The organism is Kitasatospora sp. NPDC001660, from assembly GCF_053596725.1.
In genome coordinates this window covers 107,875-130,484 of record NZ_JBSFGU010000001.1, presented here as the reverse complement: position 1 = coordinate 130,484, position 22,610 = coordinate 107,875, and the positions used below count along the sequence as shown (strand labels likewise).

The window sequence follows — 22,610 nt, the reverse complement described above, 5'->3', positions numbered from 1 at the left end:
GAGCATGCACATCCTCGTGGTGCACAACCGCTACGCCTCGGCGCAGCCGAGCGGGGAGAACAAGGTCGTCGACCAGGAGGTGGGGCTGCTGCGCGAGGCCGGCCACCGGGTCGAGGCGTTCGAGCGGCGCAGCGACGACATCGCCGCCCGCTCCCTGCCGGGCAAGGCCGCGGTGCCGCTGCTGGTGCCGTGGAACCCGGCGGTCCGCGCGGAGCTCGCCGCCCGGCTCCGCGCCGAGCGGCCCGACGTGGTGCACGTCCACAACGTCTTCCCCCTCCTGTCGCCCGCGGTGCTGGCCGCCTGCGCCGACGCCGACGTGCCCGCCGTCGCCACGCTGCACAACTACACCCAGGTCTGCCCGCCGGGCACGCTGCAGCGGGACGGCCGGCCGTGCACCGAGTGTGTCGGGGCGTCACCGCTGCCCGCCGTCCGGCACGGCTGCTACCGGAACTCCCGGCTGGCGACGGTGCCGCTCGCGGTCAGCCTGATGGTCAACCGGCGGCGGTGGTGGTCCGGCGTGGAGCGGTTCTTCTGCATCTCCGCGGCGCAGCGCGACGTCCTGTCGCGGGCCGGCATGCCGGCCGAGCGGTTGGCGGTGAAGCACAACTTCGTGCCCGAGCCGGGTGTGCGCCGAACGGATTCCGGCGAGCACCTGCTCTACCTCGGCCGGCTCGCGGAGGCCAAGGGCGTGCGGCTGCTCATGGCCGCGTGGGACGCGATCGCCGCGGAGGGCGGTGCGGGCGTGCCGCTGGTGATCGCCGGGGCGGGGCCGTTGGAGCAGGAGGTGACCGCGTGGGCGGCGGGCCGGGACGACGTGCGGTACGTCGGCCTGTACGACCCGGACCAGTGCCGGCAGGCCGTCGCGCGGTCGGTCGCCGTGGTGGCCCCCTCGACGTGGCTGGAGGCGTTCGGCCTGGTGGTCGTGGAGGCGATGGCGGCCGCGGTCCCGGTCGTCGCGGCCGGTCACGGCGCCTTCGTCGAACTCGTCGAGGACGGGGTGACCGGGCTGCTGCACCAGCCGGGCGAGGCCGCCTCGCTCGCGTCCTGCATACGCCGGATCACGGCCGGGCCGGACCGCAACCAGGAGATGGGCCGGGCGGCCCGGCGCCGTTACGAGCAGGGGTTCAGCCCGGCCGTCGGGCTGGAGCGCCTGGTGGAGGGGTACCGCACCGCGATCGCGGGTCGGTCCGGCGGCGCGGACGGCGCGCCGCCGGTAGGGAACGGAAACGCTGGCTCGCGGCGGGGCACCCCGCGCGAGCGGGAATGGGGGCAGTAGATGACACGATGCCGACTGTGCGGCTCGGCGGCGATGGGGAGCGTCGTCGACCTGGGGGCGACCCCGCCGTGCGAGAGCTTCCTCGCCGCTGACCAACTGGACCAGCCGGAGCCGGCGTACCCGCTGCACCTGCGGGTCTGCACCGACTGCTGGCTCGCGCAGATCCCTCCGCTGATCACGCCGGAGGAGACGTTCACGCAGTACGCGTACTTCTCCTCCTACTCGACCTCCTGGGTGGAGCACGCCCGCACGTTCGTCGCCGATGCCGTACAGCGGCTGGGTCTCGGCCCCGACGCCTTCGTGGTCGAGGTCGCGAGCAACGACGGGTACCTGCTCGGGCACGTGGTGGACCGGGGGATCCGCTGCCTCGGCATCGAACCGTCGGTGAACGTCGGCGCCGCGGCCCGGGAGGCGGGTGTGCCCACGCTCACGGCGTTCCTGGACCCGGCCACCGGCGCGGCCGTCCGCGCCGAGCACGGCCCGGCGGACCTGGTCGTGGCCAACAACGTGTACGCGCACATCCCCGACGTGGTCGGGTTCACCCGGGGCCTGCGCGCCCTGGTGTCCGACGACGGCTGGGTCTCCATCGAGGTGCAGCACCTGCTGACCCTGATCGAGGAGAACCAGTACGACACGATCTACCACGAGCACTTCCAGTACTACACGGTCGCGTCCGCGACCCGGGCGCTGGCGAGCGGCGGACTCGCGCTCGTGGACGTCGAGCTGCTGCCCACGCACGGCGGCTCCATCCGGCTGTGGGCCCGGCCGACCGAGGCGGCTGGCGAGCCGACGCAGCGGGTGGCCGACGTGCTGGACCGGGAGAAGGCCGCCGGGCTGCAGGAGCTGTCCGGGTACACCGAGTTCTCCGCCCGCGTGGCCAAGGTGCGCCGGGACCTCCTGCGGTTCCTCATCGAGGCGGCCGAGCGCGGCGAGACGGTCGTCGGCTACGGCGCCCCGGGCAAGGGCAACACGCTGCTCAACCACTGCGGCATCCGGCCCGACCTGCTCCCGTACACCGTCGACCGCAACCCCTACAAGCACGGCAGGTTCACCCCGGGCACCCGCATCCCGATCCTGCCGCCCGAGCGGATCGCCACCGACCGGCCGGACTACGTCCTCGTCCTCCCGTGGAACCTGCGGGCGGAGCTGGTCGAGCAGCTGTCCTTCGTCCACGAGTGGGGCGGCCGGCTGGTCTTCCCCATCCCGGAACTGAGCATTGTCGAGGTGGGGCCGTGAAGGTCGTCCTGTTCTGCGGCGGTTACGGGCTGCGCATGCGCAGCGGAGCCTCCGACGACGTGCCCAAGCCGATGGCGATGGTCGGCCCGCGACCGCTGATCTGGCACGTCATGCGCTACTACGCGTACTTCGGGCACACGGAGTTCATCCTGTGCCTCGGGTACGGCGCCCACCACATCAAGAACTTCTTCCTCAACTACGAGGAGACGACGTCCAACGACTTCGTACTGCGGGGCGGGAAGACCGAGCTGCTGTCCACCGACATCGCCTCCTGGACGATCACCTTCGCGCAGACCGGCATCGAGTCGCCGATCGGCGAGCGGCTGCGCCGGGTGCGCCACCACCTGGACGGCGACGAGATGTTCCTCGCCAACTACGCCGACGTGCTCACCGACGCCCCGCTGCCGGAGATGATCGACCGGTTCGCCCAGCGCGACGCCGGCGCGTCGATGATGGTGGTGCCGCCGCAGTCCTCGTTCCACTGCGTGGACCTCGGGGAGGACGGCCTGGTCGGCGGCATCACCGCGGTCAGCGACATGCCGCTGTGGGAGAACGGCGGCTACTTCGTGCTCCGCCAGGAGGTCTTCGACCACATCCCGGAGAACGGGGACCTCGTCGCCGACGGCTGCGCCCGACTCGCCAAGCGCGGACGGCTGGTGGCGCACCAGCACCGCGGCTTCTGGAAGCCGACCGACACCGTGAAGGAACGGGCCGCGCTCGACGCCGCCTACGCCCGGGGCGACCGCCCGTGGGCCGTGTGGGAACGCGACGGCGCCGGGGTGAGCGCATGATCCGGCTCGGCGCCGGGCGCCTGGACCGGATCGTCGCCGTGGGGGCGCACTGCGACGACATCGCCATCGGCGCCGGCGGCACGCTGCTGACGATGTGCCTCGCGCGCCCGGGCCTGCGCGTCGACGCGCTGGTGCTCTCCGGTGGCGGCGGCGAGCGCGAGCAGGAGGAGCACGCCGCGCTCGCCGCCTTCTGCCCCGGCGCCGAACTGCGCCTGACCGTGCACAAGTTGCCGGACGGTCGGCTGCCCGCGCACTGGGACGAGGCCAAGTCCGCCGTCGAGGACCTGCGCGCGCAGACCGAACCGGACCTCGTCCTCGCGCCGCGCACCGACGACGCCCATCAGGACCACCGCGGCCTGGCGCAGCTGATGACCACCGCGTTCCGCGACCACCTCGTGCTCGGCTACGAGATCGCCAAGTGGGACGGCGACCTCGGCCGCCCGGCCGCGTACCAGCCGCTCGCCCCGGAGGTCGCCGAACAGAAGGTGCGGCTGCTGCAGGAGCACTACCCCTCGCAGCGGCACCGCCCCTGGTACGACCGCGAGTCCTTCCTCGGGCTCGCGCGGATCCGCGGCATCGAATGCCACGCCCGCTACGCCGAGGCGTTCGACATCACCAAGCTCACTCTCAACCTGGGGGGTTGAACATGCGCGTACTGCTGACCGGACACCAGGGCTACCTGGGCACCGTTATGGCCCCGGTCCTCGCCGCCGCCGGCCACGACGTCGCCGGGCTGGACGCCGGCCTCTTCGCGGACTGCGTCCTCGGCCCGGTCCCCGCCGATCCGCCGGGGGAGCGGGTGGACCTGCGCGACGTCACGGCCGACCACGTCGCTGGGTTCGACGCCGTGATCCACCTGGCCGCGCTCTCCAACGACCCGCTCGGCTCGCTGGCCCCCGACCTCACCTACGACATCAACCACCACGCCTCCGTCCGGCTGGCCCGCCTGGCCCGCGACGCCGGAGTGCGGCGCTTCCTGTACGCCTCCACCTGCTCGGTCTACGGCGCCGCCGGCGGCGACGACCTCGTCACCGAGGACGCCCCGCTGCGCCCGGTCACGCCGTACGCCGAGTCCAAGGTGCGCGTGGAGGACGACCTGCACGCCCTGGCCGACGGCGACTTCACCCCGGTGTACATGCGCAACGCCACCGCCTTCGGCTACTCGCCCCGGCTGCGCGCCGACATCGTGCTGAACAACCTGGTGGGCCACGCGCTCCTGTCCGGCGAGGTGCTGGTGCTCTCCGACGGCACCCCCTGGCGCCCGCTGGTGCACGCCGCCGACATCGCCCGGGCCTTCGCGGCCGCGCTGGTCGCGCCGCGGGAGGCGGTGCACGACCGGGCGTTCAACATCGGCAGCGAGATCAACAACGTCACCGTCGCCGAGATCGCCGAGCAGGTCGCCGAGGCGGTGTCCGGCTCGCGGGTGGTGATCACCGGGGAGAGCGGTGCCGATCCGCGGTCGTACCGGGTGGACTTCTCCCGGTTCCGCGCCGCGGTGCCCGGCTTCGACTGCGAGTGGACGGTGAAGCACGGCGCGCTCGAACTCGCCGACGCCTACCGGAAGTTCGGGCTGACCCGGGAGGGCTTCGAGCGACGCTTCACCCGGCTGGCCGTGCTGCGCGAGGCGTCCGGGGCCGGCGCCGTCGACGACACCCTGCGGTGGCGCCGGTGACCGAGCTCGGCGAGGAGATGTACGCGCTGGTGGAGCGGATGTACCCGCTCTGCCGGAGCATCACCGGCGACGGGGTGCGCGCCACTCTGGAGATCGTCGGCGAGTACCTTCCGCTGCGGGTGCACGAGGTGCCGACCGGGACGCGGGTGCTCGACTGGACGGTGCCGCAGGAGTGGAACATCCGGGACGCGTACGTCGCCGACGGCGCGGGCAACCGGGTCGTCGACTTCGCCGCGTCCAGCCTGCACGTGCTCGGCTACAGCGTGCCGGTGGCGGCCACCATGCCGCTGAGCGAGCTGCGCGCACACCTGCACACCCTGCCGGACCACCCGACCTGGGTGCCGTACCGCACCAGCTACTACACGCCGGAATGGGGGTTCTGCCTGTCCCAGGAGACCCTGGACGAACTGCCGGACGGCGACTACGAGGTGCGCATCGACTCGACCCTCGCGGACGGCCACCTCACCTACGCCGAGCACGTCGTCCCCGGGCAGGTCGCCGACGAGGTGATCGTCTCCTGCCACGTCTGCCACCCGTCGCTGGCCAACGACAACCTGGCGGGCATCGCGGTCGCGACGTTCCTGGCGCGCGAGCTGGCGCAGCGGACGCCGTACTACACCTACCGGTTCATCTTCGCCCCCGGCACCATCGGGGCGATCACCTGGCTGGCCCGCAACGCGGAGCGGGTGGAGCGGGTCAAGCACGGCCTGGTGCTGGCCTGCGCCGGGGACCCGGGCCACCTGACGTACAAGCAGAGCCGGCGCGGCGACGCGGAGATCGACCGGGTGCTGCGGCACGTCCTGCGCGCCTCCGGACGCCCGCACCACATCACCGAGTTCACCCCGTACGGCTACGACGAGCGGCAGTACTGCTCGCCCGGGTTCGACCTCGGTGTCGGCTCGCTCGGCCGGACCCCGTACGCCGGGTACCCCGAGTACCACACCTCGGCGGACAACCTGGACTTCGTCCGGCCGGAGGCGATGGCGGACACGCTCGCCGTCTGCCGCGAGGCCTTCGCCGTGCTCGACCGCAACCGGCGCTACCTCAACCTCAGCCCGTACGGCGAACCGCAGCTGGGCCGCCGCGGGCTGTACGACTCGCTCGGCGGCCGCAGCGACGCGAAGCAGGCCCAGATGGCCATGCTCTGGGTGCTCAGCCTCTCCGACGGCGAGCACAGTCTGCTGGACGTCTCCGAGCGGTCCGGGCTGCCGTTCGACACGGTCGCCGTCGCGGCCGGTGCCCTGCGGGGCGCCGGGCTGATCAAGGCGTGACGCCGGTGACCACCGAGGGGGTGAAGACGACGACACCGGCGGCCCCGCCGGGAGCGGCCCGGCGGACCGCCAAGCGGGCCGTCGTCGGCCGGCTGTCCTGGGGACTGGCCGACCAGGCGGCCTCCAGCATGACCAACTTCGCGGTGGGGATCTACGTGGCACGCGAGCTGGGCGTGACCGCGTTCGGCGTGTTCAGCCTGGCCTGGCTGACCTACGGCGTGGTGCTCAACGTCGCCCGCGGGCTGGCCACCGACCCGCTCGTGGTGCGCTTCAGCGGCGTGCCGGTCGCGTCCTGGCGCGCGGCGGCGGCCCGGTCGTCGGGTGCCGCGCTCGGCGTCGGTGCCGCCCTCGGCGCCGTGTGTCTGCTGGTCGGGCTCGGCCTCGGCGGCCGCGTGGGGCCCGCGTTCGCCTGCCTCGGCGTCGTCCTGCCGGCGCTGCTGCTGCAGGACGCCTGGCGGTTCGCGTTCTTCGCCGCCGGCACCGGGCGAAAGGCGTTCGCCAACGACCTCGTGCAGGGCGTCGCGCTCGTCCCGGCGATGGTCGCGGCGGCCCGCGTGGGCAGCGTGGCCGCCTTCGTGCTGGCCTGGGGCGCCTCCGCCGCGGTGGCCGCGGGGTACGGCTGCATCCAGTCCGGCATCCGGCCCCGGGTGACCCGAGCCCGCGGGTGGCTCCGCGAGCAGCGCGATCTCGGCTACCGGTACCTGGCCGAGAACGTCAGCCTCAGCGGCGCGAGCCAGCTGCGGGCGTACGGGCTCGGCGCGATCGCCGGGGTCGGCGCGGTGGGTGCGGTCCGGGGCGCCGAGCTCCTGCTCGGCCCGTTCCTCGCCCTGCTGATGGGGCTGTCGCTGGTCACCGTGGCGGAGGCGGCGCGAGTGCTCAGGCGGGCACCGCAACAGCTCGGCAGGTTCTGCCTCCTGCTGGGCGGCGGGCAGGCCGCCGCCGCGCTGCTCTGGGGCGCGGCGCTGCTCCTGCTGCCGGACCGGGCCGGCGAGCTCGTACTCGGCGGCGTCTGGCCCTCCGCCTCGCGGCTCATCGTGCCGGCCACGCTCGGCGTCGCGGGCGCCGGCCTCGGCAGCGGAGCGGCGGCCGGGCTGCGCGCGCTCGCCGCGGCCCGGCGAAGCCTGCGCTGCCAGCTGTTCGCCTCCGCCTGCTACGTCGGCGGTGGGCTCGGCGGGGCGGCCGTGGCCGGCACGGTCGGCTCGGCCTGGGGCGTCGCCGCCGCGACCGCCTGCGGCTCGGCCGTGTGGTGGCTGCAGCTGCGGACCGCCCTGCGCGAGCGCCACCGCGCCCCCATCCCCGAAGTAGAGGACGGCATCCCCGAATTGAGGACCCCATGACCGCCCAACCCAGGCTGAGCATCGGCCTGCCCGTCTACAACGGCGAGGAATACCTCGCCGAATCGCTCGACGCCCTGCTGGGCCAGACCTACGAGGACTTCGAACTGGTCATCTCCGACAACGCCTCGACCGACGCGACCCAGGACATCTGCCGCCGGTACGCCGCGCGGGACTCGCGCATCCGCTACCTCCGGCTGCCCCGCAACATCGGCGCCGCGCCGAACCACAACCACGTGTTCACCCAATGCCGTGGCGAACTGTTCAAGTGGGCCTCGCACGACGACCTGTACGCCCGGGACCTGCTGCTGCGCTGCGTGGAGGCGCTCGACGAGCGGCCGGACGTGATCCTCGCGCACTCCGGCCAGGCGGTCATCGACGGCGACGGCCAGGTGAAGGTCCCCTACGAGTACGGGCTCGCCACCGACTCGCCGCACGCGCCGGAGCGCTTCCGCAGTCTGCTGTTCGAGCCCGGTGGCGACGACTTCTACGGGGTGGTGCGGGCCGACGTGCTCCGCCGGGTGAAGCCGCACGACAGCTACCACCACGCGGACCGCACGTTCGTCGCCGAGATCACCCTGCACGGGCCCTTCCACCAGGTGCCGGAGCTGCTGTACTTCCGCCGCGACCACCCCACCCGCGCCGAGCGGGCGAACCCGTCCAAGCGCTCCCGGTGCGTCAACCTGGACCCGCGCCGGGCGGGCCCGCTGCACCCGACGCCCCGGCTGCTCGCCGAGTACGTCTGGGGCTTCGCCTCGGCGATCCGGCGGGCGCCGCTGTCCCCGGACGACCGGCGCGCGTGCTACCGCCACCTGGTCGCATGGATGACCAGCCGGCTCCGGCCGGGCGCCGGCGAGCGGGTCGAGGACCGCGCCCCGGTCGAGCCGGCCCAGCTCACGGTCTCCGTCGACGCCCTCGTGGCCGGACGTGAGGGGAGGCAGGCATGACGTCCGCGGACGGCACTCCGGTGCGCGTCGGGGTGTTCGGCCTGCTCGGCTCCGGCAACCTCGGCAACGACGGGTCGCTGGAGGCCGTGCTCGGCTACCTCCGCACCGAGCACCCGCAGGCGGTCGTGGACGCGCTGTGCGGCGGACCCGAGGTCGTCACGGCCCGGTACCGGATCCCCGCGACGCGGCTGCACTGGTACCGCGGGGAGTACCGGACCGCATCGCGGGCGGGCGCGATCGCGGCGAAGGGTCTGGGCAAACTCGTCGACGCCGTCCGCACCGCCGCCTGGGTGCGCCGGCACGACGTGGTGATCGTGCCGGGCATGGGCGTCCTGGAGGCCACGCTGCCGCTGCGGCCGTGGGGCTTCCCGTACGCGCTGTTCCTGCTCTGCGCCTCCGGCCGGCTGTTGGGCACCCGGGTGGCGCTGGTCGGCGTCGGCGCCGCCGCGATCGGCAACCGGCCGACCCGGGCCCTGGTGCGCTGGTCGGCGCGGCTGGCCGCGTACCGGTCGTACCGGGACGCCCTGTCCCGCGACGCGATGCGGGCGATGGGCGTGGACACCGCGCGGGACGAGGTCTACCCGGACCTCGCCTTCGCCCTGCCGACGCTGCCGGCGAGCGCGTCCTCGGGGCCGCCGGGCACGGTCTGCGTCGGCGTCATGGACTTCCACGGCGGCAACGACGACCGCGCCCGGGCCGAGGAGATCCACCGGCGCTACCTCGACGGGACGACCCGCTTCGTCCGCGCGCTGGTCGAGGACGGCAGGCCGGTCCGGCTGCTCATCGGCGACGAGGTCGACGTGCCGGTGGTCGCCGCGATCCTCGACGCGGTGGACTCGCCGCTGGTCACCGCCGCCGAGACGGCCTCACTGGCCGACCTGATGAAGGAGATGGCGGCCGCCGACACCGTGGTGGCGACCCGGTACCACAACCTGATCTGCGCGCTGAAGGTCGGCACGCCGACGCTCGCACTGAGCTATGCGGCGAAGAGCGACGCGCTCATGGACCGGATGGGGCTGGGCGCGTACTGCCACCCGGCTCGCGAGGTCGACGCCGACCGGCTGATCAGGCAGTTCCGGGCGCTGGAGCGGCGATCGGCGCAGCTGCGGCGGACCCTCACCGAGCGGAACCTGACCGCCGCCCGGCGCCTTGAGCACCAGTTCACCGCCTTGACCGCGGTCCTCTTCCCGACGACCGACCACACCCACGCCCACACCCACGCCCATGCCCTGCGGGAGGCTCCATGAAGGCGACCGAAGTCCCGGCGATCGCCGGCGCGTACCTCTTCGAGCCGACGCCGTACGCCGACGAGCGCGGCTTCTTCTGCCGCACCTTCGACGCCGAGGTACTCCGCTCGGTGGGCCTCGACCCCGACGCCTTCGTCCAGCACAGCGTGTCCCGCTCGGTCCGGGGCGTGCTGCGCGGCCTGCACCTGCGCTCCGGTGCCGGCGAGGCCAAGCTGGTGCGGTGCTCGTACGGGGAGGTCTTCGACGTCGTCGTGGACCTGCGGCCCGACTCGCCCACCTACCGCAACGTGGCCACCTTCGAGCTCTCCGGCGAGACGCAGGTCAGCGTCTACATCCCGGCGGGCTGCGCGCACGGCTTCCAGGCACTGACCGACGCCGACGTCTCGTACCGGATCGACCGCCCGCACGATCCGGCCGAGGACGTGACGATCGCCTTCGACGACCCGGAGCTCGCCGTCCCCTGGCCGCTGCCGGCCACATCGATGTCCAAGCGGGACCGGGAGGCACCGAGCCTCGCCGAGGTCCTGCGACACAAGGAGAGGTGAGGCCGGCATGGACACCCGAGTCACCGAAGAGAGCGAAGAGTTCCTCCTGCCCCGGTCGCGGATGGCGAACGAGCGGCTGCACGCCGTGATCCCCGGGGGCGCGCACACCTACGCCAAGGGCGACGACCAGTACCCCGAGAACCTGGCCCCGGTCATCAGCCACGGCCGCGGTGCCCACGTGTGGGACATCGACGGCAACCGCTACGTCGAGTACGGCTCCGGCCTGCGGTCGGTCAGCCTCGGCCACGCCCACCCACGCGTGCTCGAGGCGGTGCGGCGGGAACTCGACCGCGGCAGCAACTTCGTCCGGCCGTCCATCGTGGAGGTCCAGGCCGCGGAACGCTTCCTGGCCACGGTGCCGACCGCCGAGATGGTGAAGTTCGCGAAGAACGGCTCGGACGTCACCACCGCCGCGGTGCGACTCGCCCGCGCCGTCACCGGGCGCCCGCGGGTGGCCATCTGCGGCGACCATCCGTTCTTCTCCGTCGACGACTGGTTCATCGGCACCACGCCGATGTCCGCCGGTGTTCCGGCGGCGACCACCGAGCTCACCGTGGCGTTCCCCTACGGGGACCTGGCCGCGACGGAGGAACTGCTCAGCCGGTACCGCGACGAGGTCGCCTGTCTGATCCTCGAACCCGCCGGCCACACCGAGCCGCCGCCCGGGTACCTCACCGGCCTGCGTGAGCTGGCCGACCGGCACGGCTGCGTCCTGATCTTCGATGAGATGATCACCGGCTTCCGCTGGTCCGAGGCGGGCGCCCAGGGCCTGTACGGCGTCGTCCCCGACCTCTCCACGTTCGGCAAGGCGCTGGGCAACGGGTTCGCCGTCTCCGCGCTGGCCGGGCGCCGCGACTTGATGGAGCGGGGCGGGCTGCGTCACCCCGGTGAGCGGGTGTTCCTGCTGTCCACCACGCACGGTGCGGAAACGCACGCGCTGGCCGCCGCGATGGCCGTGCAGACCACCTACGTCGAGGAGGGCATCACCGCTCGGCTGCACGCCCTCGGCGAGCGGCTCGCCGCCGGCGTCCGCGAGGCCGCCGCGGGCACGGGCGTCGGCGACCACGTCGTCGTCAGGGGCCGGGCCAGCAACCTGGTCTTCGCGACCCTCGACGAGAACCGGGAGCCGTCGCAGCAGTACCGCACCCTGTTCCTGCGCCAACTCCTCGCGGGCGGAGTGCTGGCCCCGTCGTTCGTGGTGAGCAGCGCGCTCGGCGACGCCGACATCGACCACACCGTCGACGTGGTGGCCGGGGCCTGTGCCGTCTACCGCAAGGCACTGGACGCCGCCGACCCCACCCCCTGGCTGGGCGGGCGGCCGGTGAAGCCCGTGTTCCGCCGCTTGGCGTGACGCGACGTCAGCGGCGCTCCCGCCGAACCGCGCCGGCCGTCCGGTCGACCAGCCACGCGGTCGCCGGTACCACCGTCAGCGCGGTGCACCAGCCGCCGAGGACGTCGGTCGGGTAGTGCGCGCCCAGAGCGACCTGCGCCCAGCCCATGGCCGCACCGGCGATCAGCGCCGCGGCGAGCACGAGTAGGGCGCCGGTCGTCCTGCCGGGGCCGAGCCCGTCTCGGCCCCGGCGGCGGGTCGCGAGCATCGCCACCACGAGGGCGAGCGCGGTGACGAAGGCGGTGTGCCCGCTCGGGTAGGACAGGTTCCCGCCGTGGATGGTGCGTCCCACCAGGTGTTTGAGCAGCGTCGCCGTCCCCACGGCCGTGCCGACGCCGGCGACGACGAACACCGCTGCACGAGGACGCCGGAGCAGCAGGCAGCCCGTCACCGTGGCCACGACCAGTGTCGAGGCGCCCACCGGCTCGCCCAAGGAGTCCATGGCCAGAGCGACGGACCGCCACGGCGGCCCCACACCGTCCACTGCCGCCCGGATCCGCGCGTCCACCGTGCCGGGCCCGCCCTCGTCGGCGTACAGGATCCCGAGCGCGACGACGACCAACGCGGCGAAGGCCGCGAGCAGCCCGAGCCACACGCGCAGCGACGGGGGCAGCACCGCGGGCGCCGGCCGGCCGGTCACACGCCCACCGCGTCCCGTCGACCTGCGGGCACGACGGCGGGGCGCCGTTTCCGGACGACTCCGGTGACCATGAGTCCGGGCACGCCACGGCCCGTGTGTCCCGTCAGTACCCCGGCTCCCGCGGGCGGCCCGGAATTCGGGCACTGGTCGCCGACCGCTTCCACGGCCCCCATCGGGATCAGCCTCCATTTGTCGACCCAACCGGCAATCCGGTCGCGGCAAGCCGCCGACGGACAGTCATGGAGAGTGCACCGGACCCTGTTCGCCGAGGAGACCGAGCAGGTCGGGGTTGTCGAGCCGGGCGGCGGTGTTCACCGTGACACGCCCGGAGGAGGTTCGCCAGGATCAATTCAAGACAACGGCCGTCAGCTGAGGTGAATCCCCGATGCGCTGTCCAGCACCTCGCGGGCCGTCTACGATGACCTGCGGGAATCGCGGATCGCCGGGGAGGGCGCAGTGGTGGCAGCTGGACCGGGGGGACGCCGGGGCAACCCGACGAAGCGTCATTTCAAAGCGCTGGCCCGGTTCTTCCAGGTGCCCGGCACCTACTTCTTCGAGGTGGAGTCGGGCGACCGGATCGCCGGGGAGCTGCTGCTCGGGGCGCTGCGGGACGCGGGCGCCCGGGATGTCGCACCGCGCGCCGCGACGCTCTCGCCGCAGGCGCTGACCACGATCGGCGACCTGATCGGGCCGATCGCCCGCCGCGAGGCCGAGGCCGCTGCACCCAGGACCCGGGCACTGTCAAGGACGTTGGCTGAAAAGGAATCCGACGTTGTGACGGAGCAGGCCGAGCGGCGGACGCGACGGTGACCGGAATGGAGCGGCGCAAATTGTGGCGGCGCTGTCGGCGGCTGGTGCGCACCCTTGAGCTGCCGGAGCCGTTCGGACTCCCGGCGTTGGGCGAGGTGCTGTCCGAACGGCTGGGCCGCCCGGTCGAGTTCCTGCCGCTGCCGGCCGGCTCCTTCGGTACCTGCGGCGTGCTGGTGAGCACGGACCGCGCCGAGTACATCGGCTATCCGACCGGCACCACGGTGCTGCACCAGCAGCACATCGTGCTCCACGAGGTGGGGCACCTGCTCTGCGGCCACCAGGACTCCGCCGCCGTCGACTCGGCCGCCCTCGGTGTGCTGGCGCCGCACCTGTCCACGGAGTTGGTCCGCCGGATGCTGGGGCGGGACGTGTACAGCGATGTCCAGGAGCGCGAGGCGGAGCTGTTCGCCTCGCTGGTCCTGCACCGGCAGGCCGGCCGTCGACCGCAGTCGGCCCCGCCCGGTTCCGGGCAGCGCAGCGAGGCGGCGGCCCGGCTCGACGCGCTGTTCGGGAGTCCGGTGCGGCAAGCGGGGTCCGGGCCCACCGATGTGTGATCGGCGCGGCGTGTGATCGCGGCGGTCGAGTGCCTGGCGGGCGCCATCGCGCTGCTCGGCGCCGGGCATCGGGCCTGGTACTGGCGTGGCGGCCGGCTCAGGCCCGGTCGCTGGGCGCTGGTCGCCTTCGCGGCCTGCATCGGGCTCTCCCTCGTGCTGCTGGGGATCGGCGAGCTGTCGGCCTCGGCGGCGGCAGACGGTTCGCCGATCGGCCGGGCGCTGCCGCTGGTGACTGCGGAACTCAAGCTCGCGGCCTGCTGCTTCCTGGTGCTGATGGCCCACGCCCTCGGGCCGCCGGAACTCCGTCCCGCCAGGGTCCGTTGGCAGGTCGCCGGGGCGGGACTGGTCATGTCGGCAACCGCCGTGCTCTACCGGGCCGCTGGGGTGACTCCGGTCGGAGGGGTGATCACCGTGCCTCCTGGCGGGCGGGCCGCCCTGGCCGTGTCGAGTCTCGTGTTCACGGTGTACAGCGCCTGGTGCGTCGGCCTGTTCACGGCGGTGGTGCACCGCGCGGCGCGGGGTCTCGGCCCCGGTCTGCTCCGCACCGGCCTGCGACTGGTGGTCGGCGGCGGGGTCTTCGGGCTGGTCTGGGCCGGGTCGAGCGTGGAGCCCCTGATCTCCGGTCTGCGCACCGGTCGGCAGGACGCGGGTGAGGACGCGTTCTCCGCGCCCGTCGCCCTTCTCGCGCTGGCCCTGGGCCTGGGCGGCGCCTCGCTGAGCGCCTGGGAGCAGCGGGCGGTGGCGCCGCTGCGCCGGCTGCGCGCCCGGCGCAGCTACCGGCGGATCGGGCCGCTCTGGTCGGCGCTGCACGCGATCCGCCCCGAGATCACCCTGGAGCGGCAGAGTGCGGGGATCGGTCGGCGGGGGAACACGGAGTTCGCGCTCTACCGGCGGGTGATCGAGATCCGTGATGCGCAGTTGTGGCTGCGCGCCCACCTCCATCCACGGGTGCCGGAGTGGGCGGCGGCGGCCTGCGGCAGCGAGGCGGGGGAGCGGCGGCGGGCGGCGACGGTGGAGGCGGCGGTGCTCGCCGCCGCGTTGGAGGCCGCGGCGGTGGGCCACCGGTACCCGTGCGCGCTGACCGAAGGCTATGTGCCGCCCTCGCTGCTGAGCGACCTCGAAGCGGAGACGGCCTGGCTGGTGATGGTCTGCGAGGAGTTCACCGACTCCAGGGTGGTGGCGGAGGTCCGGCAGCGGGTGCGGGCGGAACTGGGCCTTCCCACGGGCGCTTCCGCCGGCCCTCCCGCAGGTGGGGGATAGCGGACAGGAGCGCAGCGTGCACCACCCCGTGCCAGGGGAGCACGGCGCGGCGCCGGCCCGGTCGATCGGGCACGCAGCGGCGCGTCCGATCGCAGGGAGTTGCGACCGCGGTGGTTGGCGCCGACGGTGCGAGCCGGCTTCGGCGAGCGTGTTCGGGACGGAGCTGGTCTGCTGGTGCTGAGGGGGGCGTGCCGGTGCATCGGGAGGAATCCGGATGAGTACCTATCGAGTGGCACAGGTGGCCGCCGTCGGCGGGGCGTTCGAGATCGTCGAGCGTGATGTGCCGCGGCCGGGCCCCTGTCATGTGCGGGTCGCCGTGGAGGCCTGCGGGATCTGCCACAGCGACGCCATGTTCGTGAACGCCGGGCTGCCGGGCGTCCGGTTTCCGCTGGTCCCCGGGCACGAGATCGCCGGGCGCGTCGACGAGCTCGGCGAGGGAACACAGAGCGCCGGCTGGCGGGTCGGCGACCGCGTCGCGGTGGGCTGGTTCGGCGGCAGCTGCGGGCACTGCGCTGCCTGCCGGCAGGGCGACTTCATCCTGTGCCCGAACCTGAAGGTTCCCGGCTGGGCGTACGACGGTGGTTTCGCCGAGGCGGTGGTGGTGCCGGCCGACGCCCTGGCCCGGATCCCCGACGCGCTGGCGGCCGCCGATGCCGCGCCGATGGCCTGCGCCGGGGTGACCACGTACAACGGGCTGCGGACGAGCTCCGCACGGCCGGGCGACCTCGTCGCCGTACTCGGCATCGGCGGCCTCGGCCACCTGGGTGTGCAGTACGCGGCCGCCATGGGCTTCGAGACCGTGGCCATCGCCCGCGGCGCCGACAAGGCCGACTTCGCCAAGCAGCTCGGCGCGCACCACTACATCGACAGCACGGCCGGCACGGCGGTCGCAGACGCGCTGCAGTCCCTCGGCGGCGCCAGGGTCGTCCTGGCCACCGCCGCGAACTCCGCCGCCATCACGGCGACCGTGGACGGGCTGTCCCACCGGGGTGAACTGGTGGTCATCGGCGCGGACACCGAGCCGCTTCGGATCACCCCCGTCCAGCTGCTCATGCACGCCCGGACCGTCCGCGGCCACCCGTCCGGCAGTGCGCAGGACGTCCAGGACACCATGGCGTTCAGTGCCCTGCAGGGAATCCGCCCGATGATCGAGACCGCGCCGCTCGACCAGGCCGACGAGGCGTACCGGAAGATGCTCTCCGGTACCGCCCGCTTCCGCATGGTGCTCACCACCGGAACGGGATGACGGAGACCGACGTGCCGGAGCTCCGTCCGGCTGTGAGGTCGGCACTGTCTACGTCGGGAGCTTCGCACTGCATGCCAACGGTCATGTGGTGGGCGGAAGTTCATCGCAGCCCGATCCGGGAACCGCCCGGTCGCCCTCCGCCGGGCCCGGCCCCGGTCGGGGCGGAGCGGGCGGGTTCCGGCCGGGCTCCGCGGGGTGGGCGGCGGGTTCGGCGCGCCGGATGGCGATGACGGCGGCGTCGTCGTTGAGACGGTGGCCGACGTGGGCGAGGAGGTCGCGGCGGATGTGGTTGACGAGTGTCTCGGGGGAGCATTTGGCCCAGTGGGCGGCGCGTTCGGCGAGCGGGTAGAACTCGCCGGAGTCGTCGCGTGCCTCGGTGACCCCGTCGGTGTACAGCAGCAGGGTGTCGCCTCTTTCGAACGGGAAGTCGTCGCTCGGGTACCCGCCGTCGCCGAGGTCGTTCACGCCGAGGGGCGGAGCGGCCGGCACGGAGTCGACGGGCAGTGCGCGGCCGTCGCGCAGCAGGAGGGGCGGCGGGTGTCCGCAGTTGGTCATGCGGGCGACGGGCTCGTCGTCGGGCAGGTCGAGGAGGATCGCGGTGATGAAGTGCTCGACGATGTCGCTGCTCTCCTGGGCGAAGTCGGTGAGGTAGCGCCCCACGTTGTGGTCGAGCGTGGACGCCAGGTCCGCCAGGGAGTCGTGCTGTGCGGCGATGAGGCGGAAGGCGCTGACCAGCAGGGCCGACTCGCCGACGGCGGCCAGGCCCTTGCCCCGGACGTCTCCGATGACCATGCGGGTTCCGCCCGCGGTGCGGGTGGCGGTGTAGAGGTCGCCGCCGATCTGCGTCTCCTTTTCGGCGGCGAGGTACATCGTGGCGATCTGAAGCGGCCCGATCCGTTCGGGCAGCGGGCGCAGCAGGGCGCGCTGGGCGGCTTCGGCGACCGACTGGGCGCGGGCGAGCTGTCTGGCCCGGTGTTCGCGGATGGCGGTGAACATGACGATCAGGACGCACAGGACGGTCAGTGCGACGATCTGCGCGATGTGGTTGCTGGTGGTGAAGCCGCCGTGGAGGAAGGCGATGAGGACCTGGGCGGCGACGGCCAGGGCTCCGACGAGGGCGGTCGGGCGGAGGCCGGCGAACGAGGGGGTGAGGGCAGGGGCGATCACCAGGAGCGGGCCGAGGTGGATGGTGGTGGGGGACCGGAGATCGACCACGGTGATCGCCGCGATGAGGGCGAGCGGGATCAGCAGCAGCGCCCAGCCCCGTTGCCCGCGCTGCTGGTGGCGGGCCGCGCGTGCTCGGACTTCCATGTCCCCACTGTGCTCCTGGGCGTCGGCGAGCGCAGGTGTGTAACACAATGCGTGGTGGCCGACTACCGAAGGCAGCCGTCCCGGTGGCGTCGTCCCCCCGGGGTGCTTCGCTGCGCCGGACTTCGGCGGCATGGAGTGGCGAATTCGAACCACCCCAATCAGCACGGCGCCAGGCAATGTTGCTCGCAGCGGGAAGGCCCCGCGCAGAATGGATCTCAATCTGAGAATGGATCTCAATCTGGAAGAGGCCTCGCGAGGTACAGGCATTTCACCGGTATGCGATATGTGCCGCATTTTCACCTGGCTGGACTCATGGTGTCACACCTTGGACATGTCCGAAATGACAGTCATAGGGGCTGTCGTTACGTTCGTCGCAGGTCGGCCGCCCGGCCGACGTCCGTGAGACAGAGAGACAGTGACATGCGCACCCGCATATTGGCTGTGGCCGCTGCCGGCGCAGGCGCGGCGACCCTTGCAGCCACCGGTATCACCTATGCCCTGATCGCCGGATCCGCCTCGGCGTCCCCGTCTGTCGAGCAGGCGGCCCAGCCCGTCCAGCAAGCCGCCCCCGCGCCCCCGTCCGTCGAGCAGGCGGCCCAGCCCGTCGAACAAGCCGCCCCGGCCGCCCCGGCCGCGGCTGTCGAGGGCGGCGGCGAAAGCAGGGAGAAGCGCGAGGGCCACGACCGCCAGGGTGGCGGACGCGGCCGCGGCCATGAGGAAGCGGGAAGGATCTACTTCAACGAGCGTACGTACTCCGCGTCCTCCGAGGGGTGCATCACCGCTGCCAGCGGACTGGGCTCCACCAGCTTCAGTATTTTCAACGACAGCCGGAAGACCGTCGAGGTCTTCCGCGGCTTTTCCTGTGACAATGGCGCTCCGGTTGCCACCGTGGGTCCCTACGGCGCCACCAATGGCGTCGTGACCAGTACCGTCCACGGGGGCGTGTTCGGTGACGACGGCGCCGTGGGCAGCTTCCGGGTGATCGGCGAACACGACGAGTGGTGACGGCGGCGCCCGGAGCACGGCCGCTTCCCGGCCCCGCCGAGAGGACCGCGAGCGCTCAGAGGACCGCGAGCGGATTGACCGGGGAGCCGGTGCCGCGGGGGATGTTCAGGGGCGCGGTGACGAAGAGGAACTCCCATCGCGAGGTGCGCGCGCATGCCTCGGCCAACGGTTCCAGGTCCAGGTTGTCGATCAACGGCAGGCCCAGGGCGGTGATGGCCAGTACGTGGACCGGCGAGTGGACGCCGTCGACGGGGCTCGGGCGCACGTCGCTGTCACCGTCGCTGCCCAGCGCCGAGGCCTGTGACTCGCTCAGCACGCGCATCGCGCCGGGATGCAGTCCCGCGCTGAGGTCGTCCGGGTCCCACGCGCCCAGCCGCCGCCGTCGGGCGAGGTGGCCCGTGCGGACCAGGAGGATGTCCTGAGGGAGGAGCGGGCTGCCCTGTTCCTCGGCGCAGACCAGCAGCTCCGGGCCGCCGATCGCCTCTCCCGGCTCCAGCCAGGCATGGCCGCGCAGGCGCGGCACGTCCAGCAGGACTCCTCGGCCCACCAGCCCGGGCAGCAGGTCGGTCACCGCACCGTAGGCGGCACCTTGCGAGGAGAACACCTCCCGCGCCCGCACTCCCGCGAAGAGCAGTCCGCCGTACGCGATGTGGCACAGCGCGTCCAGGTGCGTCTGTGCCTTGCCGTGGTAGTCGGAGGCGATGAAGTCCCGGTGCACGGTCGGCTCGGGGGCCGTGACGTCCGCCAGTTCGGTCATCTGGTGCAGTGCCGGCCTGCGGTTGTCGGGGCCCGGCACGCTGTCCCACGGCCGCCCCATGGCGACGACCTCACCCGTGTGCACGAGTCCGGCGGCCGCCACCCGTCGCCTCCCTTCGACCGGCCCGGGGAGATGGTCGCGGCGCAGCTGCCGGAAAAGCCCGTCGAACTCGTCGCGGGTCATCGCCGGCCCGTTGACACTGGTCATGGCACTCCTCAACCCGTCCCCCGCTCTGCCGATGATGCGGTGACGGCCGCAATACCGCCACCGTGCTCGGGGAGTGTGCGCGATCTGGTGCCAAGCACCGCAGAACGGGCAAAGTCCTAATATTGCATCGAAGGGTGCAGCTCTGCGGAAATGTGAGCGCTGTGGCGGTCATGACAGCTTCGGATGTGGCGGGGACCGGCCCCGTACGGGCCCGTGAGCGGTTCATGCTCGGTGAGCCGGTCGAAGGCGGCGTGCGGAGTCTGATCCTGAACTCCTGGCAACGCTGCCAGTCGATGGGGATCTCCCCGGACGGGTCCGAGCTCCCGTACCGGCCGGACATCGATCTGGACGGCCGGCTGGTCCGCGCGGCCGGGCCCGTGCTGGACCGGCTGGCATCCAGGTTCGCCGGCACCCGGATGAACGTGGCCCTGACCGACGGGGACGGGGCGGTGCTGCAGCGCCGTTTCGGCGAAGCGTCCATGGTCAGGCAGCTGCCCGCGATCCAGAGCGTCCCGGGCTTCGTGTTCGCCGAGCAGTACGGCGGGACCAACGGCATCGGGCTGGCGCTCACGGAACGGCGGCTCATCCGGGTCTCCGGAGCCGAGCACTTCGCCGAGCGCGGCCAGTCGAACGCCTGCACGGCGATTCCCGTCCGCGACCCCCTCAGCGGACGGATCGAGGGCGTCCTCTGCTTCGCCTATCCGCCCGCCTACGAGGACCCGCAGATGGAGGACCTGATCCGCAAGGCCGCCACCGCCATCGAGCGGCGCCTGCTGGCGCAGAGCTCGGCGCGCGAGCGCACCCTGCTGCGCGCGTACCTCGATTCCAGGCGCGGCGCCCAGAGCGACCAGGCGGCCGGGGACGGGCGCCTGGTCGCTCTGGACGAGCTGTCCCGAAGCGGGCTGGACCGGCACGACCAGATACTGCTCGAACAGATGGCCACCGAGCTGATCTCCTCGGCCCGCCGCACCGCGGTCGAGGTGATGCTCTCCCAGGGCCGGCGGGTCACCCTGCTGAGCCGTCCGATGGCCAGCCCGTCCGGGGTGGAGGGCTTCGTCATCGAGGCGGTCCTGCACGGCGACTCGCTGCCCCGGCTCGTCGCCCCCGACCAGGCCGGTCGCCCCGACCAGGCCGGTCGGCCGGTCGGCCTCCCGGCGACCGCCGCGACCGCCGCGACTGCCGCGACCGCCACCGTCCCACCGCTCCGGGAGCCCGTGGGTGCCGCACCGGCCCGCGGGACCACGGCGCCGTCCGCCCCCGAGGGCGGCGCAGCCACCAGGCTGCTGCTGCTGGGCGAGCCGGGCGTGGGACGGTACGCCGTCGCGGCCCGCCGCCGCCTGGAACTGCTGTCCGAGGCCAGCACCCGCATCGGCACCACCCTGAACGTGACCCGCACCGCCTGGGAGCTCGCCGAGATGGCCGTCCCGCGGCTGGCCGACTACGTCACCATCGACCTGCCCGAAACCGTCCTGCGCGGCGAGGAGCCCACCGACCCCGGCAGCGAGCTGCACCGCACGGTGGTCCACGGCATCCGCACCGACTGCCCCTTCTATCCGGTCGGCGAACGGGTCCGCCTCAGCCCCGCCACGCCCCATCGCCGCTGCCTGGCCGACGGGCAGGCGGTGCTGGAACCCGATCTGCGTCAGGCCCCCGGCTGGATCTCGCAGGACCCCGAGGCGGCCGAGCGCCTCTTCGCGTACGACGTCCACTCCCTCATCACCGTCCCGCTGCTGGCCCGCGGCGTCGTGCTGGGCATCGCCGGCTTCTACCGCGCCCGCAACCCCGCCCCCTACGGGGACGACGACCGCTCGCTGGCCCAGGAGCTGGCCACCCGCGCCGCCATCTGCATCGACAACGCCCGCCGCTACACCCGCGAACACGCCATGGTCCTGGCCCTGCAGCACAGCCTGCTCCCGCGCAGCCTGCCCGAGCAGAGCGCCATCGAGGTCGCCCACCGCTATCTGCCCGCCGAGCCCGGGGTGCGCGGGGACTGGTTCGACGTCATCCCCCTCTCCGGTGCCCGGGTCGCCCTGGTCGTCGGCGATGTCGTCGGCCACGGACTGCACGCCGCCGCCACCATGGGCCGCCTGCGCACCGCCGTGCACAACTTCGCCGAACTGGACCTCGCCCCCGACGAGCTCCTCACCCACCTGGACAACCTCGTGGGGCGTCTGGACCGGGACGAGGACGGCGCGGAGCCCGCCACCGGCAACGACGGCATCATCGGCGCGTCCTGCCTGTACGCCGTCTACGACCCGACCTCGCAGCGCTGCACGCTGGCCCGCGCCGGTCACCCGCCACCCGCGGTGGTCCACCCGGACGGCACGGTCACCCTCCCCGACCTCCCCGCCGGGCCCCCGCTCGGCCTGGGCGGCCTGCCGTTCGAAACCGCCGAGCTGCACCTCCCCGAAGGCAGCCAGCTGGTCCTCTACTCCGACGGACTCCTCGAAGACCACCACCGCGACCCCGACGTGGCCCTCGACCGCCTGCGCACCGCCCTGGCCCACCCGAACCGCTCACCCGAGGACACCTGTCGCACGGTCGTGGAGGCCGTGGTGCCCGAGCACCCGGCCGACGACGTCACGCTGCTCGTCGCCCGCACCCGCGCCCTCGACCCCGGCCGGATCGCCACCTGGGACCTGCCCGCCGACCCGGCCCGCGTCGGCGACATCCGCGCCGCCGCCGCCCGCCGACTGAGCGACTGGGGGCTGGACGAGGTCGCCTTCGTCACCGAACTGCTGCTCAGCGAGCTGGTCACCAACGCCATCCGCTACGGCATCGAGCCCATCCAGGTCCGCCTGATCCACGACCGCACCCTGATCTGCGAGGTCTCCGACGGCAGCAGCACCGCCCCCCACCTGCGGCACGCGGCCACCACCGACGAGGGCGGCCGCGGCCTGTTCCTCGTCGCCCAGCTCACCCAGGCCTGGGGCACCCGCTACACGGCCAGGGGCAAGGTCATCTGGGCCGAATGCGCTCTGGAGGCGTCCGGCGGCGTCCCCGACCCCTTCGAGAGCCACTTCTTCGAGAACCAGTTCGCCGACATTCCCGAAATCGAATGACCCGCCCTCCGGACGCCAACGGCCACCGTGGCGTGTCAACGCCCCGGCG

General features: G+C 73.2%; 20 protein-coding genes. 17 read left to right on the top strand and 3 right to left on the bottom strand.

Going from position 1 to position 22,610, the window contains the following annotated elements; genetic code table 11:
• Positions 1-4: 4 nt before the first annotated feature.
• The 11 genes from ACWCXH_RS00585 to ACWCXH_RS00535 are packed head-to-tail and all read left to right on the top strand — an operon-like array spanning position 5 to position 11,670.
• Positions 5-1,276 (top strand): glycosyltransferase, encoded by a 1,272-nt coding sequence (locus ACWCXH_RS00585; RefSeq protein ID WP_449799353.1) that lies wholly within the window; start codon positions 5-7, stop codon positions 1,274-1,276.
• Entirely contained in the window at positions 1,277-2,512 is a 1,236-nt protein-coding gene (locus ACWCXH_RS00580) for a class I SAM-dependent methyltransferase (protein WP_449799097.1), read from the top strand.
• Complete coding sequence (locus tag ACWCXH_RS00575) at positions 2,509-3,303, top strand: glucose-1-phosphate cytidylyltransferase (protein WP_449799096.1); 795 nt, start codon at positions 2,509-2,511, stop codon at positions 3,301-3,303. Before ACWCXH_RS00580 ends, ACWCXH_RS00575 begins: the two co-directional genes overlap by 4 nt.
• Positions 3,300-3,947: a PIG-L deacetylase family protein gene (locus ACWCXH_RS00570; RefSeq protein WP_449799095.1), complete on the top strand. Its 648-nt coding sequence runs from the start codon at positions 3,300-3,302 to the stop codon at positions 3,945-3,947. Before ACWCXH_RS00575 ends, ACWCXH_RS00570 begins: the two co-directional genes overlap by 4 nt.
• Positions 3,948-3,949: 2 nt before the next feature.
• Entirely contained in the window at positions 3,950-4,975 is a 1,026-nt protein-coding gene (locus ACWCXH_RS00565; protein WP_449799352.1) for an NAD-dependent epimerase/dehydratase family protein, read from the top strand.
• Positions 4,963-6,246 (top strand): DUF4910 domain-containing protein, encoded by a 1,284-nt coding sequence (locus ACWCXH_RS00560; RefSeq protein WP_449799094.1) that lies wholly within the window; start codon positions 4,963-4,965, stop codon positions 6,244-6,246. Before ACWCXH_RS00565 ends, ACWCXH_RS00560 begins: the two co-directional genes overlap by 13 nt.
• 5 nt (positions 6,247-6,251) lie before the next feature.
• Entirely contained in the window at positions 6,252-7,583 is a 1,332-nt protein-coding gene (locus ACWCXH_RS00555; protein WP_449799093.1) for a hypothetical protein, read from the top strand.
• On the top strand, positions 7,580-8,527 hold the full coding sequence (locus tag ACWCXH_RS00550) for a glycosyltransferase family 2 protein (protein WP_449799092.1): 948 nt from the start codon (positions 7,580-7,582) through the stop codon (positions 8,525-8,527). Before ACWCXH_RS00555 ends, ACWCXH_RS00550 begins: the two co-directional genes overlap by 4 nt.
• Entirely contained in the window at positions 8,524-9,774 is a 1,251-nt protein-coding gene (locus tag ACWCXH_RS00545; RefSeq protein WP_449799091.1) for a polysaccharide pyruvyl transferase family protein, read from the top strand. Before ACWCXH_RS00550 ends, ACWCXH_RS00545 begins: the two co-directional genes overlap by 4 nt.
• The gene (rfbC, locus tag ACWCXH_RS00540; protein ID WP_449799090.1) at positions 9,771-10,319 is read left to right on the top strand and encodes a dTDP-4-dehydrorhamnose 3,5-epimerase; all 549 of its coding nucleotides are present in this window, start codon (positions 9,771-9,773) and stop codon (positions 10,317-10,319) included. Before ACWCXH_RS00545 ends, rfbC begins: the two co-directional genes overlap by 4 nt.
• 7 nt (positions 10,320-10,326) lie before the next feature.
• Entirely contained in the window at positions 10,327-11,670 is a 1,344-nt protein-coding gene (locus tag ACWCXH_RS00535) for a glutamate-1-semialdehyde 2,1-aminomutase (RefSeq protein WP_449799089.1), read from the top strand.
• A 7-nt stretch (positions 11,671-11,677) separates the two neighbouring features.
• On the opposite strand, the gene ACWCXH_RS00530 is transcribed toward ACWCXH_RS00535, so the two are convergent.
• Positions 11,678-12,349, bottom strand: coding sequence for a phosphatase PAP2 family protein (locus ACWCXH_RS00530; RefSeq protein ID WP_449799088.1), 672 nt, complete (start codon positions 12,347-12,349; stop codon positions 11,678-11,680).
• A 459-nt stretch (positions 12,350-12,808) separates the two neighbouring features.
• On the opposite strand from ACWCXH_RS00530, the gene ACWCXH_RS00525 reads away from it, so the two are divergent.
• From ACWCXH_RS00525 to ACWCXH_RS00510, 4 genes are all read left to right on the top strand, one after another.
• Complete coding sequence (locus tag ACWCXH_RS00525; protein WP_449799087.1) at positions 12,809-13,159, top strand: hypothetical protein; 351 nt, start codon at positions 12,809-12,811, stop codon at positions 13,157-13,159.
• Positions 13,160-13,164: 5 nt separating this feature from the next.
• Positions 13,165-13,713, top strand: coding sequence for a ParH-like protein (locus tag ACWCXH_RS00520; protein ID WP_449799086.1), 549 nt, complete (start codon positions 13,165-13,167; stop codon positions 13,711-13,713).
• A gap of 12 nt (positions 13,714-13,725) precedes the next feature.
• On the top strand, positions 13,726-14,973 hold the full coding sequence (locus tag ACWCXH_RS00515) for an MAB_1171c family putative transporter (protein WP_449799085.1): 1,248 nt from the start codon (positions 13,726-13,728) through the stop codon (positions 14,971-14,973).
• 214 nt (positions 14,974-15,187) lie between these two features.
• Positions 15,188-16,219 (top strand): alcohol dehydrogenase catalytic domain-containing protein, encoded by a 1,032-nt coding sequence (locus tag ACWCXH_RS00510; RefSeq protein WP_449799084.1) that lies wholly within the window; start codon positions 15,188-15,190, stop codon positions 16,217-16,219.
• 81 nt (positions 16,220-16,300) lie between these two features.
• On the opposite strand, the gene ACWCXH_RS00505 is transcribed toward ACWCXH_RS00510, so the two are convergent.
• Positions 16,301-17,530: a PP2C family protein-serine/threonine phosphatase gene (locus tag ACWCXH_RS00505; protein ID WP_449799083.1), complete on the bottom strand. Its 1,230-nt coding sequence runs from the start codon at positions 17,528-17,530 to the stop codon at positions 16,301-16,303.
• Between the two features lie 420 nt (positions 17,531-17,950).
• Here ACWCXH_RS00505 and ACWCXH_RS00500 point away from each other — a divergent pair, with 420 nt between their 5' ends.
• Positions 17,951-18,535, top strand: a complete 585-nt coding sequence (locus ACWCXH_RS00500; protein ID WP_449799082.1) for a hypothetical protein — start codon at positions 17,951-17,953, stop codon at positions 18,533-18,535.
• 55 nt (positions 18,536-18,590) lie between these two features.
• On the opposite strand, the gene ACWCXH_RS00495 is transcribed toward ACWCXH_RS00500, so the two are convergent.
• Positions 18,591-19,499, bottom strand: a complete 909-nt coding sequence (locus ACWCXH_RS00495; RefSeq protein WP_449799081.1) for a cyclase family protein — start codon at positions 19,497-19,499, stop codon at positions 18,591-18,593.
• A 170-nt stretch (positions 19,500-19,669) separates the two neighbouring features.
• Between ACWCXH_RS00495 and ACWCXH_RS00490 the strand changes: the two genes are divergently transcribed.
• A complete protein-coding gene (locus ACWCXH_RS00490; RefSeq protein ID WP_449799080.1) occupies positions 19,670-22,561 on the top strand; it encodes a SpoIIE family protein phosphatase in 2,892 nt (963 codons plus the stop codon).
• Positions 22,562-22,610: the final 49 nt, after the last annotated feature.